This window comes from Candidatus Kuenenia stuttgartiensis, assembly GCF_900232105.1.
GTDB lineage: Bacteria > Planctomycetota > Brocadiia > Brocadiales > Brocadiaceae > Kuenenia > Kuenenia stuttgartiensis_A.
Window position 1 is genome coordinate 2,383,721 of the sequence record NZ_LT934425.1, and the last position, 17,602, is coordinate 2,401,322.

Here is a 17,602-nt window from a genome sequence, read left to right on the forward strand (position 1 = left end):
TCAGGTTTTTTCCTGTATAATATCCAGCAGCCTGTCAATATCCAAAGGTTTATCCAGACAAACACAGGCGTTTCTCTGCAGCGCCCTATCAACAAGGTTTCTTAATTCGTTCCGGTATCCTGTTATTAAAATCACGACAACAGAAGGGCGGATATCTCTTATGGCAAGGTAGGCGTCCAGACCGTTCATGGTGGGTAGTTTCATATCCAGGAGTATGACGTCAAAAAGATTTTCCCGGGACATTTGCACGGCAGTGCTGCCGTCATTTGCCGTTTTTACCCTGTAGCCTTTTTCATGGAGAAGGTCTGACAGGCTTTCGCAAATATCGTTGTCATCGTCAACGACCATAATGAACGCTCCATTTTTCTGGGTGTGTTCAATGGTTGAAAAAAGCTTTCCGAAGTTGAGAGGTTTGTGGAAAATGGCAAAAGCACCTTCCCTTAGAGCATTTACAAGAAGTCCCTCAACGGCATAAGCAGATATCATAATTACAGGCAGCAGTGGATTAATCTGTTTGAGCGTTTTGTATGTATCAACGCCGTTCATAACGGGCATTTTTATATCCATTAAAACAAGATCAAATGGGTTTTCCTTCACTGCCTCTATTGCGTCAAATCCATCATGAACTGCGGTTGCCGAATAGCCTTTTGACTCAAAAATATCAATGCAATTCGTGCAAAAGTCTGCATTATCGTCCACGATAAGAATATGAAGTTTTTTTTCCACGGTATTTACCTGCAACATTTATTTCTCCCTTATTGAAAAACTGCTGAATGACCCATATAGGGAATAGCTACGCTGTCTCTTCATATGTCACGGGCAATTGCAGAATAAAAGCCGCACCTTTCCCCTTTTCTGATTCCACTGTAATTGTTCCTCCATGGCGTTCAATAATCATCTTGCAAATAGTCAAACCAAAGCCGATGCCTGTAGTTTTTGTGCTAAAAAGCGGTTCAAATATTCTTTCCCTGTCTTCCGGCATAATGCCAGGCCCTGTATCCTGAATGCGTATTTCTATAAATCTGTTTTTCTCAAGAGGCTTTTCCAGACATGATATTGATAATATTCCGCATTCTTCCATTGACTGGACGGCATTTACAATGATATTTCTGAAGACCATTTCTAATTGTCCTTTGTCTGCCTTGGCAACAAGGGTGTCTTCTATTTTCTTTTTGACGGCAATAGTTTGTGGCAGGTTCAGTGTTGTAAGCACGTTTTCAATAATAGCGTGTATCCCTGCTGTTTCCGTGTATGGTTCCTTCATTTTTGCCACATCGACTAGATTCTGTATTATCCCCGTAGCCTTTTTCACCTGCGACTTTATACGGTCGATATGCGTCTTTATTTTTTCATCAGCGTCTTTTAGTTTTAGCCCAAGATAATACGCGGAACTGTCGATTACTCCGAGTGGGTTCTTGATTTCGTGGGCAATACTGCCGGAAACTTTGCCCAATACGGCGAGCCGTTCTGAAGAAATAATTTCGTTTTCCATCTGTCTGTGCAAGGTAATATCGCGCCAGATACTTACAATGATGCCCTGCTCCTTCATATCCGGATTTTCTACAAGAGAGGCATTGACGCTGAAATACCTAATGCCGTCTGGGGTTGTTTTCTGAAAGCACACATCCTGGCTGAAGCCGTTCCGGCATACATTATCCGCCAGCGTCGCCCATTGCTCGCCGGCTTTACCGTCGAGCTGTTCGAGCCATACAAACAGATTTGTTTCTATTACATTTCTTAGTGTATTGCCGAACAAAGCGCAAAACACATCATTGGCTACAATAATATTTTTCGTTGCGTCAGTGACTATTATGCCATTGTGCGTGGAACGTAAAATTGCCTCAAAGAACCGGATTGTCCGTTTCGCCGCTTCAAGTTCATTTTTAATGAGACGGTCAGGCATTGTATTATGTGCTGTGGTCAACATGGCTGAGATTTCTTTAAGTTGACGGCGCTGAATTTATATTCGGGCTGTTTTGAGTGGATGTCACAGATATTGTTTGTTACAAGATTAGCTAATCTGGCATCTTTATTGTTTATAGCGCCGCCGTAATGTATTGGCATAAAAATATTTCCCTGAAGCACACGGCCGGAAATCTGAGCGAAGCCTTTTGTCGTGCCGCGTGAAGAGGAAACTTCAACCTCATCTCCGTTTTGTATGCGTAGTTGTGCGGCATCGTGCGGATGAATCTCGACGAAGTTATCCGGTGCGCGTTGGTGTAAATAGGGAATACGTTTTGTCCGGACACCGGTGTTAAAATGCCATTGCTGGCGCCCGGTGATAAGAACAAAGGGATATATTTCGTTAATGGTTTCTTTTGGAGGGAGGTATTCGCGAGGCAGCAGGGCGGCGCGCCCATCGGCTCTGGGGAAATATCTGTCCGTGAACAGGCGAGGCGTTCCCGGATGATTCACATCCGGGCATGGCAGTTGAATACCCGTATTCCCGCGTAATCTTTCATACGTCACTCCGTTCATATCGCAAATGCGGCCACTTGTTATTTGTTTAAACTCTCCGAAGACATCTTCCGGAGAAGAGTAGGGAAATTCCTTTTCAAAGCCCATCGCACGCGCAACAAGCCACAATATTTCGCAGTCCGGCTTCGCTTCTCCCGGCGGGTCGATTATTTTATCCGCCAGTTCGATGCGCCTCTCTGAAGAAATAAACGTGCCTGCCTTTTCGCACCACTGGGCGGCGGGCAATACTACGTCCGCGAGTTTGGTGGTTTCAGTGGGGTGAAAAATATCCTGAACAACAAGCATCTCCGCCTTTGATAACCCGTCTAAAATCCACTTTGTATTCGGCAGCGATGCGGCGGGATTTGCGGCAATGACCCAGAGGGCGCGTACGTCGCCCGAATGAAGGCCACTGACTATATCCATTATGGACCTGCCTGGAACCGGATGGAGTTTTTCTGTGGGAATGCCCCAGAAATCGGCTACTTCCTGCCGATGCTGTGGGTTTGCCACCATCCGCATGCCGGGCAAAAGATGTGATAATCCGCCAACCCAGCGGCAGCCGAGCGCATTGCATTCCCCGGTGATTGACAACGGCCCTGCGCCCGGTTTGCAAAAATTATTTGTCAGAAGCCATAAATTATGCAATGTGTTATTTTTAAATACCGCCTGCGTGGAGTGGTTATATCCCTGGAACCAGAAAATGAGCATTGCCTTAGACCGGCCAACCATTCGCGCCGCATCAATGATAAGCTGTTCGGGGCATCCGGTGATTTCTGATGCTCTTGAAGGGGGGTATTCCTCTGAAAGTTCCTTAAGGTCCTTGATTCCTGATGCGTATTCCGCCACCTTTTCTTCGTTGACATACCCTTCTTTCAATAAAACATGGGCTATGGAGTTATTCAGCGCTACGTCCGTTCCGGGCCTAATCTGAAGATGAATATCCGCTATGCCGGTAGTTTCCGACCTGCGCGGGTCAACGACAATAACCTTTGCGTCGTTCTTTCTTTTCGACCTTGCTACCCTTGCGAACAGGGCAGGCACAGAGATGGCCATATTATTGCCGGCAATGAAGAACAAATCTGCCTGTTCTATATCCGCATAGCATGCCGGAGGGGCGTCTGCGCCGATAGTCGACATAAAGCCCATTGCCGAACTTGCCATACACAGACGGGTGCTGGACTCGATATTGTTGGAGCCAATGCATCCTTTTATCAGTTTATTCATGAGATAATACTCTTCCGTCGTACATGTTGCTCCGCTGTGAATGGCAATTGCTCCGGGACCATGTGTTTCTATGATTTCTTGAAAGCGGGAGGCGACATGGGTGATTGCTTCTTCCCAGGAAACAGGGGAGAGCTTTCCGTCCCGCCTGATCATTGGTTTTGTCAGTCTGTCCTCTGCGCAGAAAACGGGTACAGAGTTGGCGGGAAGGGTGCATATCATTCCATCGTTGGCCGGATGGCCTGGCATACCTTTAATTTCAATGATTTTCCCGTTTTCCACTCCGGCCATCAAACCGCAGCCGAAGCCGCAATAGGGGCATGTTGTTTTGTGCCATTGAATTGGCATAGTAATACGGTCTCCCTTGTTTTTATTTATTTCAATGATTACGTTCTTGCTTTTTTTGCGAGGTAGATCATAAGGATTGAGATATCTGCCGGTGATACCCCCGAAATGCGTGAGGCTTGTCCTAAAGATAGTGGGCGTATCTGTGAAAGTTTTTGGCGTGCCTCTCTTCTTAATTCTGTAATGTGTGAATAGTCCAGCCAATCCGGAATCTTGTGGTTTTCCATCTTTTTGAATTTCTCTATTTGGCTGTATTGGCGCTCTATATATCCCTTATATTTTATTTCAATCTCCACCTGTTCCTGCACATCTCCGGGCACGTTTTTTTCTGCAAGTTCGGAGTCTATTCCGAGAAGTTGATCAAACGTTTGTTCCGGGCGGCTGAGTATTTTTGCTAACGCGTCTTGCCCCGCCGTTTTATAATTCAGGTATGCAAGGGTTTCTGCAATGAGGCGTTCTTTTTCCTGTAATGTACTCCATTGCTGATCTGAAATGAGTCCGTATTTGTGCCCATATTTCATCAGTCGTCTGTCTGCGTTGTCCTGACGCAAAAGCAGGCGGTATTCCGCGCGGGAAGTAAACAGCCGGTATGGCTCCTCGGTGCCTTTTGTAACAAGATCGTCAATGAGTACTCCGATATATGCTTCTGAACGGTCAAGAATAAACGGCTCCTTTTCATGTATTTTCAGGGCGGCATTAATCCCGGCCATTATTCCCTGCGCAGCAGCTTCTTCGTAACCGGATGTGCCGTTGATTTGTCCGGCAAGATAAAGATTCTCTACCGCTTTTGTTTCCAGAGATAGTTTCAACTGTGTAGGCGGCACGAAATCATATTCTATCGCATAGCCATATCGAACTATTTCCGCCGCTTCCAGCCCTTCAATGGAATGGACTATTCTTTCCTGCACGTCATGAGGCATACTTGTGGAAATGCCGTTACAGTATATTTCCAGTGTATCGAGTCCCTCCGGTTCCAGAAATATCTGATGCTGCAGTTTGTCTGGAAAACGCACGATTTTATCCTCCAGCGAGGGGCAATACCTTGGGCCGGTCGTACTAATTTGACCGGTATAAAGCGGGGCGCGATTAAGATTGGACATGACAATTTCATGTGTGGTCTGGTTTGTGTAGGTTATGTAACAGGGTACTTGTGCACCGGATAATGTTTTTGTTGAAAATGAAAATGGCCGCGGATTTTCGTCGCCATGTTGTGGTTTAAGGTTTTTGTAGTTTATAGTGCGGCTGTTAAGACGGGGAGAAGTACCGGTTTTAAGTCTTTGTACTTCAAGCCCAAGGTCACGAAGGGACCCGGATAATCTTTCGGAAGAGAGTTCTCCGATCCTGCCGCCGCTCGTTATGTAGTTTCCGATGTGGATTACGCCTTTTAGAAATGTGCCCGTGGTAAGGATCACCGCCTTTGATTTGTATTGTAAACCACTCTGGCCGACAACGCCGGCGACCTTATTGTCTATGACAATAAGGCCGTCTGCAATTTCCTGTTTCATAAAAAGATTATCCTGGTGCTCCAATCTTTTTTTCATGGTTATCTGATAGGCTTTTTTATCGGCCTGGGCGCGTGGTGAATGTACTGCGGGGCCTTTTTTTGTGTTGAGCATGCGAAACTGAATACCCGTTGCATCAATCACCTGCGCCATTTCTCCGCCCAATGCGTCGATTTCTCTCACGAGCTGCCCCTTGGCAATACCCCCGATTGCAGGATTGCAGGACATTTGTGCGACTGTATCGAGGTTTATTGAGAGAAGGGCGGTATTCAGTCCCATGCGCGCCGAGGCTAAAGCGGCTTCGCATCCGGCATGTCCCGCGCCAACAACAATAACATCAAACTCCGTATGCATATGTTATTTCGCGCGTTCTACAAAGCGTGTTTCCCGAATAACGGTAACAATAACCTCTCCCGGATATTCTAATTGTTTTTCTATTTCGTTTGCAATGTCGTAACACATCTTTGCCGCGGCCTTGTCGTTTACTTTATCCGGACAAACCATGATGCGGACTTCTCTTCCCGCCTGAATGGCATAAGCGCTTTCTACGCCGTTGAAAGAGGTTGCAATTCCCTCAAGTTTTTCAAGGCGCTTGATATATTTTTCCAACGTTTCTCTTCTTGCGCCGGGCCTTCCTGCAGAAATCGCATCTGCTGCGCTTACCAAAACAGTGTAAACAGATTCCACAGGCCTTTCCTCGTGATGTCCGCCAATTGCGTTAATCACTTCATTTCTTTCATCGTAACGCTTTGCAAGATCAGCGCCTACGAGAGCATGTGTCCCTTCGGATTCAGACCCGGTTGCCTTTCCAATATCGTGCAAAAGTCCACATCTTTTCGCAAGGGCAACATCTAGTTTCAATTCTCCAGCAAGGATGCCCATGAGATTCGCAACCTCTATTGAGTGTTTTAGTTGATTTTGCCCGTAACTGGTTCTGTATTTCAGCCTTCCGACAAGTCTTATTAATTCCGGATGGATGTGGTGTACGCCAAGGTCGAAGCATGTTTGTTTTCCTGTTTCCATGATGACTTGTTCTATTTCCTTTTCCGTTTCTTTTACGATTTCTTCAATGTGGGCGGGGTGGATTCTTCCATCAACGATCAATTTTTCCATAGATTGCCGGGCAATTTCCCTGCGTACACAATCAAAACCGGAGAGGACAATTACTCCGGGAGTATCATCTACTATAACGTCGATACCAGTTGCTTTTTCGAAGGCGCGGATGTTTCTGCCTTCTCTTCCGATAATACGTCCCTTCATTTCGTTGTTGGGCAGTTCAATTGAGCTGACAATATTTTCTGCGGTATGAGAAGAGGCGCACCGTTGAATTGATGTGGTAATTAATGATAATGCCGTTTGTTCAGCATTTTCCTTTGCCTCTTCTATCTTTTTCGAGATTAATTCGGCGCATTTGATATCAAGTTCTCTTTCCAGCCTGGTCAGCAATAGTTTTTCCGCTTCATCCCTTGACATATTGGAAATTTTAAGGAGCGTGTTATTCTCTTCTTCTATGATTTTTTCCAGTTCTACGTTCTTTTCATCAACTTTTTTTTCTTTAATACCCAAATTAGTGGATAGTGTATCAAGGTGTTTTTCCTTTTTTGTTAATAACTCGACTTTTCGTTCAAGGTTGTCTTCTCTTTTGCTTAACCTTCTTTCCTGTTGTCTCAGCTCGATTTTTGTTTCTTGCATCTCTTTTTCTATTGCTTCTTTGCGTTGAAACAATTCGGCTTTTGCCGAGAGTTCGGCTTCTTTTTTTATTTTTTCAGCCTCTCTCTTTGAATCTTCAATAAGTTGCTGTACCTTCTTTTCCTTTGCAGCCTGTTTTTTTCTAATTACTGCAATGCAGATAAAATAGCCTATGGCAATACAAACAGGAAAAAGGAGATAACAAGGAAACTGATAGATTTGCATTATATTTTTATGAGCAGATATATCGCGCCCATCCTCCGGGGAAAAAATGAAAACGTAATAGTGGTCGTACCAAACTATGGGAAAAACTACTTCTGAAGGTCGAAAAGCCTTTGCCGGAGAACGGCAAGACCTAAGGATATGCTACCGGGACCTAATGAGGAATGAAAAAGCGGGATACTATGTAATGTTATGTGCTATATTTTGATAAAATAATGCAACAGTGACAAACATATGAGAAAATACTTACCAAGATGCATTTCCGGCAAATTAACGTGAGGGATTAATTTTACCAGATTTTGTTATCTGTATATTTTTTCTTTTGGATCCATAAATATCATATTGGATGCTGACCGTTTTGTTAACAATAACATTAGAGAAATCCCAGTCAAAAATCGGATTAAACTTTCAGATTAATGAGAAGGTTGCTTTTCATATCCCCTGATTCCAACAATAATACATTGTATGACAAATAAAAATAACCCTTAGTGATTAAGCCTTTCAATCGTTCAACTATTTTTAAATAAGAAATAATAATGAAAATGCTACTAACTGGAAATGGATATTCTTTTGAGAAAAATTATAAAATTCCTTACGAAAATATAATTATAAGGGCAAGGTGTAACTCAATTTTGCATATTTCGCATCATTCATTAATAGTCCAAACTGCAATAATAATTTATCTTTTTTGCCAAGTCAAGCTAATTATATATCTAATATTAAAAGGTTTAAGTGTTATTGGGAAGGTTGTTAAAGATAATATTTTTGTGATTTTCTGATGCGGTCTTTGGCGCTTGACAAGCTTTTCGCTGTTCAGTATAATCGCCTTCCTTTTAGGGATTAAACTGATTTTTAAAAGCTTTTTTTGTCTCACGATTTTTAGGAGAATAACTATGAAAGTTGATGTGGAATTGCCGGAAATAGAGGGTAATGGGGATGAGGCAACAGTTTCTTTTTGGTATGTGGATGAAGATGAGGCGGTTGAAGAAGGTGAAGATCTTGTTGAAATGATTACGGATAAGACGACCTTCAACATAAATGCACCAACTACCGGAAGGTTAGTTGAAATTCATGTACAAGAAGGTGATGTGGTAAAAGTAGGTGATATCTTAGCAACACTTGAGACGGAAGAAGAGGTGGACGAAGACGAAGAGGAAAACGAGGATGAAGACGAAGAAGAATAGTTGCGGCGATAAATGGACAATGGATAATTTTCAATTTCTTTGCCTTCATTTAAGGGTTTTATGTCTTTTGCGAAAATAATTGGCCAGGAGCAGGTTTTATCTTTATTTAAAAATGCCCTTAAAAATGAACGTTTAGCGCATGCTTACATCTTTGCCGGGCAGGAAGGGATTGGCAAAATGTCGTTTGCAAGGGAGTTGGCAAAGAAGATATTTTGCCAATCGGGCAAAATCGACGGCGCGTGTGACAATTGCAATATATGTAAAAGGATTGATGCCGATAATTTTACGGATATCTTTTTTCTGTTACCAGAGAAAAACCATCGGGTAATTAAATTAGAACAATTAAAATATCTACAGGAAATTCTTTTTGTAAAACCTTTAGAATCAAAGCACAAAATTGTCATTGTCGAAGATGCGGACAAGATGAATGAGGAAGCCTCTAACTGCTTGCTGAAAACATTAGAAGAACCGCCATTATATGCCATTATATTATTAATAGTAACTTCTTTGGAATCTGTCAGTGAAACGATAAAGTCAAGATGCCAGGTAGTGAGGTTCTCCCCGCTATCACTAAAAGCAATGGAGAATATACTCACTGACCGGTTCCAATTAGATAAACAACTGGCCGCACAACTTGCTTTAATCTCCGGTGGCAGCCTTAAAAGAGCTGCAATGTTTATGGAGGCAAACGCTCTGGAAAAGAAACATTGGCTTGCAGAAAAACTTTTTGAGGTAAGTTTGAAGGATAATCTGACCTTTTCCAAAGAGCTATTAAATGAATGGAATATACAGGACATGGAAGTGTTGGAGGAAAAAAGATCGCATGTAAAAGAACTCTTTTTGCTGTTTTTGATGTATTACCGGGACATACTTATTTGTAAAGCAGGCGGGGAGCATTTTCTTCTCTATTACGATGACTGGAAGGATGCCTTGATAGCGAAAAGTAAATCTCTGTCAGAAAAGACCCTGTTTAAGATTTTAGAGAGAATAAAAACTTCTTTAAAGTATCTCGACTGTAATGCCAATATCAATTTATTGATTGAGAATATGATTACCGAGATACTTTACCTTCAATCTGACCCTAAGGCCTGGTTTGCGCAATAATTACGTTGCTGATAACAAGTTAGCTCACGGGAAAAGAATAATTACGCACCCCATTATCCACCCTGCCGATGTTATGCGACAACATACAGACAAGTCTTTTCAGAAGGGAAATAAGCGAACATTCCTTTCTTAAACAAAATGCAAAACGTTGGTACTCATTCACAATTACTGAACCGGGACAACATGGGATTGAGGTGAAAAGTGGTTAGCCTTCAAGAGATTATTCAACTAGCTCAAAACATCCGCCTGGACAATCAGCCGGGAGACTGGAAGACGGTCAGCAAAAAACATTTGATCAACATTTTGAACTATATTCACTTCCAGTCCGGCACCATCCTTATAAATTTCAAGCATTTGAAATACAACAATATCATATCCCTTCAAGCCAGGCCGAAACCATGCCTTGACGATAGTTTCGACTGCATTTGGCTTCGACCAAAAGGACTGAAGCTAAATGCCTATGAATTCCTCGATATTTTTCTTACTGAGGGAGAAAAACTTATTCGTATTAAAACTGATGTGATGGCTATACGCGAGGAAGGAATACGTTTCTCTCTCCCTGATACCTGCTATGAACTCGGACATCAGCGGGTAAAAAGGTATTCATGTGAAGGCGTTCAGGTTGATTTCATTCAAAACGGTACAGTTTTTTCCGGACGTCTTTTGGATTTTGGCGCTGTTTCATTCTGCGTAGAAGTATCAACAGTACCGCCTCAATCCTTCTATTGGGTAAATCCTGAATGCCCCGTCTATATAGTTTTTAAAGACGAACAGGATACTTTTTATTCAGGGTCATGCAGAATCACCAGACAAACCGATGGTCAGAAAACGAGGTCATTCATACTAGAATCCATTGACAAACAGATGCGCAGGTTTAAACCTAAAAAATACCGTAGTTCAAGGCACAAACTGATACCTTCGCCCAATATCATTTTCCTGCATCCCTTAACCAGTAAGATGATCAATCTGGAGGTTGAAGACCTGGCAGGTTCGGGTTTATCTGTGAAGGAGTATTACTACAATTCCATACTTCTGCCGGGTATAATCGTGCCTGAACTTTTTATAGAATTTGCAGATGGTTTTAAGCTCAAGTGCAAGGCACAGGTTGTTTACAGGAATACAGCCAGAACCAAAGACAGCACAATGTTTGTAAGGTGTGGTATTGCTTTTCTGGATATGGATATTCATGACCAGGGAAGGCTTTCAGGCATTCTGCATCATGTAGCGAACAAAAAAACCTACGCCTGCAACTGGGTGGACCTGGATGCCCTGTGGAAGTTCTTTTTTGAGACGGGTTTTGTATATCCAGGGAAATATGCCCTTATGCATAACAATAAGGAACGGTTTAAAGAGACGTATGAGAAGCTGTACATAAAAAATCCCGGTATAGCAAGGCATTTCATTTATCAGAGTAATGGGATAATTCATGGACATATATCTATACTCCGTTTTTATGAGAATACGTGGTTGCTTCACCACCATGCCGCGAGCAGGTCAAGTGACAGCATGGCGGGTCTTGTTGTGTTGGGCCAGGTTGAGCGGTATATAAACGATTTCCACCGCCTCTATTCAACACACATGAACTATGTTATTTGCTACTTCAGGCCAGACAACCGTTTTCCTCATAGGGTATTTGGTGGAGTTACGGAATCGATACATGACCCTAAAGGGTCTTCCATCGATCCTTTTGCCTATTTTCATCATCATAAAAATGCAAATCAAGTAGAAATGTCAGCTTTGTGGTCGCTTACGAAAGTGCAACCGGAAGACCTTACGGAGCTTGAAAGCTTTTATGAATATACGTCCGGAGGTCTTATGATACACGCCCTGGATTTGGAGCAAAGTATGCTTGATAGTGACGAACTCAGCAGAGAATATCAACGGCTTGGTTTTAAGAGGGAACGGAGACTCTTCTCTCTGAAGAAAGAGGGTATCCTTAAGGCTTTTATCATGTTAAACATCTCTGACACAGGGCTGAACATGTCAGACCTGACCAATTGCATTCATATTATAGTGCTGGAGTCTGAAGATGTTCCCCGCGATGCCCTTTATTCCTGCCTGTATAAGCTATCAAACTACTATGAGCAGGAAAAAATCCCGATACTCCTTTACCCTGTCAGCTATGCTGAAGAGCAGTCAATACCTTATGATAAGGTGTATAATTTGTGGATACTGAATATGCAGTATACGGATCAGTACTTTGAGTTCATGGAGGGTTTATTTAGTCGTGTTCAAAAGGATAGATTTAAGAATAGCGCAAATTTTGGGTAAATCCCTTTTTTGATAATTTATTTAAAAACTTTGATTATAACTCGGGATGAATGCAAATCGCTTCATTAAACAAGGTTGTAGGTAGCGCACATTTTTTCTTTTGATATTCCTGATAAACGTAAAAACGCAATTTTCACTCCACTTCTATTTACGCAAAGCATACTGTCTGCAATCTAAATATCTATGAAAACGCCAAAGATAGACAATAGGCCTTTATATAACAGCCGTATAATAGATACTTATATTAAGCTTATTAAAAGAAACTATAGTTATATAAATGTAGGTGAACTTTTAAACTATGCCGGAATGGAATCTTACCAGGTTACTGACGAAGGTCACTGGTTTACCCAGGAGCAGGTAGACCTCTTTTACGAAAGGCTGGTAAAACTAACGGGAAATAAAAATATTGCCCGTGAAGCAGGCAGGTATGCGGCATCACCGGAAGCTATAGGAATAATGAGACAGTATGTCCTTGGCCTTGTTGGTCCGGCAAAAGCCTATGAGATAGCAGGGAAGTACGCTCATAATTTCACTAAATCGGCAATCTATAAATCAACAAAAAGAGGAACCAATAAAGTAGAAATTACGGTTGTTCCGAATGAGGGTGTCAGCGAAAAACCATTCCAATGTGAAAACAGAATTGGTTTTTTTGAGGCTATTGCCATGGTATTTAATTATAGATTGCCAGGGGTAGAACATCCAGAATGCCTTTTTAAAGGGGGAAGGGTTTGCCGTTATATAGTTTCATGGAAAGAATCACCATCATCTTTTTGGAAAAAAATAAGAAATTACGCAATCATATTTTTTGCAGCAGCGTGCCTTAGTTCTTATTTCATGCATCCATGGATAACGCCGATAACGGTTTTTCCAATTTCCGTTTTTGCTGTTTTGTTATTAACCCTCTATGCTGGAATCATCGAAAAAAGGGAATTAAATGCAGCTATAAACAGCCTGAGAGATTCGTCCGATAAGCTTTTGGAACAGGTTGATGTGAATTATAACAACGCCCTTATGATAAACGAAATGGGCATGGCCGTTAGCAAGCAGATGGAGATTGATGGTATTCTGTCAAACGTCATACAAGTTTTTGAGAAAAGACTTGATTATGATCGTGGTTTGATTCTTTTGGCAAATCAGGATAAAACGAGACTGGTCTTTCGCACAGGTTTCGGATATACAGATGAATTGTTAAGCGTGCTGAAGAATACCTGTTTCCGTTTAAACAGACCCCCATCAAAAGGGGTGTTTGTCGTTTCCTTTCGTGAACAAAAACCCTTTTTGATAAATGATATTACTGAAATAGAGACTACCCTTTCCCCGCACAGTTTGGATTTGGCTAAAAAAATGGGGACCAAGTCCTTTATCTGTTGCCCCATAGTTTACGAGAAAAATTCGTTAGGGGTCCTCGTTGTAGATAATATAAAGACAAAAAAACCATTCCGCCAGAGTGATATAAGTTTGTTAATGGGTATTGCTTCAGAAATCGGGATAAGCATTCATAATGCCACTCTTATCGAGGCGAAGGAACGACAATTCAAGTCCATACTCCTGGTTCTGGCCGCCAGTATCGATGCCCGCGATTCCCTGACGGCCGGACATTCTGAAAAGGTTACAGAATATGCCCTGGGCATCTGCAATGAATTAAATATGCCAAAGGATTATTGCGAAATGATCAGAGTGGCCGCGCTACTGCATGATTATGGCAAGATAGGCATCAAAGACTCTGTCTTAAAGAAAGAGGGGAAACTGGACATCGAAGAGCGTAATGAGATAGAAACGCATACGACAAAAACCAGGAAAATATTAGAACAGATAAACTTTGAGGGCATTTATACGGAGGTTCCCTACATTGCAGAGTGCCATCATGAAAAGATCGATGGAAGCGGCTATCCAAAAGGTATTAAGGGAGAAGATATTCCCCTGGGAGCCAAAATAATCGCGGTGGCTGACTTTTTTGAAGCTATCACATCAAAACGTCATTACCGGGACCCGATGCCCATTGATATAGCGTTTCAGCTTTTAAAAGAGGAAGGTAAAATACATTTTGACAAAAATGTTATAGAGGCATTTATTAGTTATTATAACAGGGGAAATAACGACTAAAGTGAGGTGGCCGTACAGGCGTAGAAAACTATGAAAAAAAATAACACAAACAAAGAATCCAGAAACTCAGAAACCGTGCGTGATAAAGGCGTCACCTCGACTGATTTGTTATGTGTTGAGTTTCTACTTTAATACTTTTTTCATACAATACTTCTGGATCAATATCCAAATGATTTGCCCATTCTATCGTATCAAACTTGACAGTTACAGTGTTAAACATGGAAATATCTTTTAATTCTGCAAATTTACCTATGTTAAAATACGGTGAGACGTCAAAAATTCTTTCTTCCTCATTTTCAAATTTAATCAAAAGCTTACACCCATCTAATGGCTTTACGCTTATTACCGACAAATACATAGATTTCCTCCTTATTTTAAAGGTTCGATTGGGAAAGGAAGTTCGCCTTTTGATGCTAATTCCCAATCAGCTAAAAGTTCTTCCTTATGAATTTCAGCCCATGCCAAAACAAGTTTCGTTTGTTTTGGTGGCAACTTACCTTCTGATACCTCACATGCACAAATATCAATAATGGCCTTGTAGTCTTGATAATATGCGTGGACGTGCGGAGGGTTATGTTCTCTCGGAGAACAATACATCCTGATAATGATTCCGTAAAACATAGAGATAGTTGGCATCACGTCTCCATTAGTTTAGTTGTACCTACAAATTATTAATGATCTTGTTTGATTTTCCGCTATTACAGTCTGAACAAGCAGTAACTAAATTTCCAAATTTCCAAAAAACGCAGATTAACAATTCGTGTGCAATTGCATTGTTAGCTGACTTTTGGGTGCAGAATTAGACCCTTTGCTCCATTGATTACTTTGGCGATGAACCTCGTCGCACTACAAAGACAATTTCCAGTTGTCATTAGAATTTGTTTCGTATTCCGTGCTTGTTTGGTTCTGGCTATGCCATCTTAGGTTTTAAAAGAGAAACGCCCAAAGACTCTCCTCCCTTAATCCACTCCCAAGGTGGCTCTTCTCAAATTCCCCTGCTGGGAAGGCCAGGGGTAGGTTAACGGCATAATGAAAAACCTTGTAACACTTTAGTCTTTCAAAAAACATGATTGGCTATTTAACTAAGCCATAGGTTTACGTCCACGGCAACAAATTACCGGCGTGTAGGTAAATCTTCTGGGATTAGTAAAAAATTCATTAAATTCATCCAAAAACTCTCTATATCCCCCCTCATATTCTTTAAAATGGAAATTTATCTTTCCTGAGACAACTTCAAATTTTTTCATCCAGTTGAAGGCATCGGCATCCTTTAATTCCCCAAATATCAGGTGATGTGAGGCAACATCTATGTTTATATCCTGATAACCAAGATCATACAGGAAAGAATAAAGCTTTCTCCCCATGTAAGGGTCAAAATCTGCTTTTTCTTCTAAATATTTCATTATAGCGAAGAGGGTCGTTTCCAGCCTTGGAGAAAGACCAAAATGGTTTAAGCAATTATGGTCAAGATCAATCAGACATAAAATACCCCCGGGTTTTACAATTTCGGATATATTCTTAACGATATTGAAACTATTCAAACGATAGTATTCCAGAAGAAAGCGGACCCATACAAAGTCAAACACCCCCAGGTCGTTGAGGGGTTCCGGTATATCTTTACATATAAATTCTATTCTTTTGACACCGTAACGTTCTTTAGCAAATTCAATTCTTTTTTCCGCGCCATCCACACCTATTGCCACACCATCAGGTTGAACCAATTTATGAAGTATAGAGGTTGTTTTTCCTGAACCACAGCCAATATCAGCTACACGCATTCCTGTCTCTATACCTGCCCAGAGGGCCTGTTTCTCAACAACGCTTGTATCTGTTTTTATGTCCAAACGCAAAGCCTCTTCATCATTTTCCATTAAGTATTCTTTGCCCTGCATGTATTTAAACTCCTGTGTTATTAGAATTCAGAATCAGATTTAAAAACGGATGGATATTTTTGGTGATAGTGTGAATTTAGCCAGCTCTTTTTACCTGCCTTATTAGACTTGTAAATGGCGTAGAAATTTCTCATGCTCTTTAATTTAAGAAATGATTTCATAAGGCGAAACTGGAATGTAGGAAAAGAATATATTCGATTCTTGATATAATTGTTGCCTATATATACGGTATCTATCTCCACACCTTGTGGCGGATGTACCAGATAAGAGAAGCGGTATTTATCCCAATCTTGTGGGAAGTTTTGATAAAGTAATCTGCCCTCTCCTCGCAGTTGATCCATCAACTGGGTGCCGGGGAGGGGAGTAAGCAATGTGATCTGAACAATATCAATTCCCGATTGGACTAAAAAATCAGCTAATTTTTTATAATATAGAGAAGATTCATTATCATTGCCAATTATAAATGCCCCTAATACCCCTATTCCGTACTTGTGAAAACGATCAACTACTTTTTTATAATTTTCCACGCCAATCTTCAGATTAATCCCTTTTTTCATGTCCTTTAGCATTCCCTGGCTGATGGTCTCAAAACCGATAAACACATACAAGCATCCGGATTGGGCTGCCAGTTCAATTACTCTCTCATCATCTGCTGCATTAATAGAGGTCTGCATCCACCACCTCTTATGTAATTTCCGCTGGATCATGCCCTTAAACAATTCCATAGCCCGGGCTTTACTCTCCGTGGTATAACCAATCAGATTATCGTCCACAAAGGTTATATATTTTCCCTTTATCTCCTCAAGTTCATTCAGTATCTCCTGGGGCTTACGTTGGCGATATGCTTTACCAAGATGCTTAGATACCGAGCAGAAGTAACAATTAAACGGGCATCCGCGTGAAGTCTGCACAGAATGCCAGAAATAGTCAGGGTGCAGGAGATCATGACGGGGAGTGGTTTTAAACGTGGTTAAGTCCATTTGAACGCCTACATATTTTGAGGACAGACGATTATTTTCAAAATCGTTAATCACCCTTTCCCATATACCTTCCGCCTCACCAATTAATACCGCATCAGCATACTGTAGCGCCTCGTCCGGAAGCATCGAGACGTGTATTCCCCCCATAACCACCTTTGTTTTTCGTTCACGATACATACGTGCAATTTCGTAAGCACGGCTAATCGTAGTAGTAAAGGCAGTGATAGCCACCAGGTCCGCTTCTTCAAACACAAACTTATCAAAATTTTCATCTACAATTTTAACATTCCAATTTGAGGGAGTCACTGCGGCTACATAGGCCAGACCTAATGGAGGAAAGGTGGAAAATTTACTCAGGAGATAACCACTTCTGCGACCTACTGGATTTATTAATAAAAGTTTTTTCATGCGTTATTTGTACTCTAAATACCACTTAATTTGAATAATAATTTTATATAGACGCATTTAACAGGTTATTGCAGAGTATTAATACTCTGCAATAACCTTTAACAAAAGGGCAGTTTTCGTGTTAATTTTTTTTTGATTGATAATGATATTTAGATTTGATTATATAGGCACGTTATCACACTTGAACCTTTGCATTTCATTTCTTATCTCAAACAGGAGGA

General features: G+C 41.4%; 13 protein-coding genes. 4 read left to right on the forward strand and 9 right to left on the reverse strand.

The window, feature by feature from the left end; genetic code table 11:
* The 5 genes from KSMBR1_RS10955 to rny are packed head-to-tail and all read right to left on the reverse strand — an operon-like array spanning nucleotide 1 to nucleotide 7,442.
* Nucleotides 1–744, reverse strand: a complete 744-nt coding sequence (locus KSMBR1_RS10955; protein WP_099325368.1) for a response regulator — start codon at nucleotides 742–744, stop codon at nucleotides 1–3.
* Nucleotides 745–793: 49 nt separating this feature from the next.
* A complete protein-coding gene (locus tag KSMBR1_RS10960; protein WP_099325369.1) occupies nucleotides 794–1,927 on the reverse strand; it encodes a two-component system sensor histidine kinase NtrB in 1,134 nt (377 codons plus the stop codon).
* Nucleotides 1,921–4,029 (reverse strand): molybdopterin oxidoreductase family protein, encoded by a 2,109-nt coding sequence (locus KSMBR1_RS10965; RefSeq protein WP_099325370.1) that lies wholly within the window; start codon nucleotides 4,027–4,029, stop codon nucleotides 1,921–1,923. Before KSMBR1_RS10965 ends, KSMBR1_RS10960 begins: the two co-directional genes overlap by 7 nt.
* A 38-nt stretch (nucleotides 4,030–4,067) precedes the next feature.
* Complete coding sequence (gene mnmG / locus KSMBR1_RS10970) at nucleotides 4,068–5,882, reverse strand: tRNA uridine-5-carboxymethylaminomethyl(34) synthesis enzyme MnmG (protein WP_099325371.1); 1,815 nt, start codon at nucleotides 5,880–5,882, stop codon at nucleotides 4,068–4,070.
* A gap of 3 nt (nucleotides 5,883–5,885) precedes the next feature.
* A complete protein-coding gene (rny, locus tag KSMBR1_RS10975) occupies nucleotides 5,886–7,442 on the reverse strand; it encodes a ribonuclease Y (RefSeq protein WP_099325372.1) in 1,557 nt (518 codons plus the stop codon).
* Nucleotides 7,443–8,332: 890 nt separating this feature from the next.
* Here rny and KSMBR1_RS10985 point away from each other — a divergent pair.
* The 4 genes from KSMBR1_RS10985 to KSMBR1_RS11000 all read left to right on the forward strand — a co-directional run bounded on the left by KSMBR1_RS10985 (nucleotide 8,333) and on the right by KSMBR1_RS11000 (nucleotide 14,101).
* Complete coding sequence (locus KSMBR1_RS10985) at nucleotides 8,333–8,623, forward strand: lipoyl domain-containing protein (RefSeq protein WP_099325374.1); 291 nt, start codon at nucleotides 8,333–8,335, stop codon at nucleotides 8,621–8,623.
* Between the two features lie 60 nt (nucleotides 8,624–8,683).
* Nucleotides 8,684–9,727, forward strand: a complete 1,044-nt coding sequence (gene holB / locus KSMBR1_RS10990; RefSeq protein ID WP_099325375.1) for a DNA polymerase III subunit delta' — start codon at nucleotides 8,684–8,686, stop codon at nucleotides 9,725–9,727.
* Between the two features lie 201 nt (nucleotides 9,728–9,928).
* The gene (locus KSMBR1_RS10995) at nucleotides 9,929–11,998 is read left to right on the forward strand and encodes a PilZ domain-containing protein (protein ID WP_099325376.1); all 2,070 of its coding nucleotides are present in this window, start codon (nucleotides 9,929–9,931) and stop codon (nucleotides 11,996–11,998) included.
* Between the two features lie 183 nt (nucleotides 11,999–12,181).
* Nucleotides 12,182–14,101: an HD family phosphohydrolase gene (locus tag KSMBR1_RS11000; protein ID WP_197705166.1), complete on the forward strand. Its 1,920-nt coding sequence runs from the start codon at nucleotides 12,182–12,184 to the stop codon at nucleotides 14,099–14,101.
* A gap of 91 nt (nucleotides 14,102–14,192) precedes the next feature.
* Here KSMBR1_RS11000 and KSMBR1_RS11005 read toward each other — a convergent pair whose 3' ends face one another.
* From KSMBR1_RS11005 to KSMBR1_RS11020, 4 genes are all read right to left on the reverse strand, one after another.
* Complete coding sequence (locus tag KSMBR1_RS11005; protein WP_099325377.1) at nucleotides 14,193–14,459, reverse strand: DUF2442 domain-containing protein; 267 nt, start codon at nucleotides 14,457–14,459, stop codon at nucleotides 14,193–14,195.
* 11 nt (nucleotides 14,460–14,470) lie between these two features.
* Nucleotides 14,471–14,737, reverse strand: a complete 267-nt coding sequence (locus tag KSMBR1_RS11010) for a DUF4160 domain-containing protein (RefSeq protein WP_099325378.1) — start codon at nucleotides 14,735–14,737, stop codon at nucleotides 14,471–14,473.
* 446 nt (nucleotides 14,738–15,183) lie between these two features.
* Nucleotides 15,184–15,993: a methyltransferase domain-containing protein gene (locus KSMBR1_RS11015; RefSeq protein WP_099325379.1), complete on the reverse strand. Its 810-nt coding sequence runs from the start codon at nucleotides 15,991–15,993 to the stop codon at nucleotides 15,184–15,186.
* A 20-nt stretch (nucleotides 15,994–16,013) separates the two neighbouring features.
* Nucleotides 16,014–17,381: a B12-binding domain-containing radical SAM protein gene (locus KSMBR1_RS11020; RefSeq protein WP_099325380.1), complete on the reverse strand. Its 1,368-nt coding sequence runs from the start codon at nucleotides 17,379–17,381 to the stop codon at nucleotides 16,014–16,016.
* Nucleotides 17,382–17,602 lie beyond the last annotated feature (221 nt).

Bases quoted from the DNA above. Each gene is read 5' to 3' on its own strand.
- KSMBR1_RS11020 (WP_099325380.1), bottom strand. From the start codon at position 17,381: ATGAAAAAACTTTTATTAATAAATCCAGTAGGTCGCAGAAGTGGTTAT.
- KSMBR1_RS11015 (WP_099325379.1), bottom strand. From the start codon at position 15,993: ATGCAGGGCAAAGAATACTTAATGGAAAATGATGAAGAGGCTTTGCGT.
- KSMBR1_RS11005 (WP_099325377.1), bottom strand. From the start codon at position 14,459: ATGTATTTGTCGGTAATAAGCGTAAAGCCATTAGATGGGTGTAAGCTT.
- KSMBR1_RS10985 (WP_099325374.1), top strand. From the start codon at position 8,333: ATGAAAGTTGATGTGGAATTGCCGGAAATAGAGGGTAATGGGGATGAG.
- KSMBR1_RS11010 (WP_099325378.1), bottom strand. From the start codon at position 14,737: ATGCCAACTATCTCTATGTTTTACGGAATCATTATCAGGATGTATTGT.
- holB (WP_099325375.1), top strand. From the start codon at position 8,684: ATGTCTTTTGCGAAAATAATTGGCCAGGAGCAGGTTTTATCTTTATTT.
- KSMBR1_RS10965 (WP_099325370.1), bottom strand. From the start codon at position 4,029: ATGCCAATTCAATGGCACAAAACAACATGCCCCTATTGCGGCTTCGGC.
- mnmG (WP_099325371.1), bottom strand. From the start codon at position 5,882: ATGCATACGGAGTTTGATGTTATTGTTGTTGGCGCGGGACATGCCGGA.
- KSMBR1_RS10960 (WP_099325369.1), bottom strand. From the start codon at position 1,927: ATGTTGACCACAGCACATAATACAATGCCTGACCGTCTCATTAAAAAT.
- KSMBR1_RS10955 (WP_099325368.1), bottom strand. From the start codon at position 744: ATGTTGCAGGTAAATACCGTGGAAAAAAAACTTCATATTCTTATCGTG.
- rny (WP_099325372.1), bottom strand. From the start codon at position 7,442: ATGCAAATCTATCAGTTTCCTTGTTATCTCCTTTTTCCTGTTTGTATT.
- KSMBR1_RS11000 (WP_197705166.1), top strand. From the start codon at position 12,182: ATGAAAACGCCAAAGATAGACAATAGGCCTTTATATAACAGCCGTATA.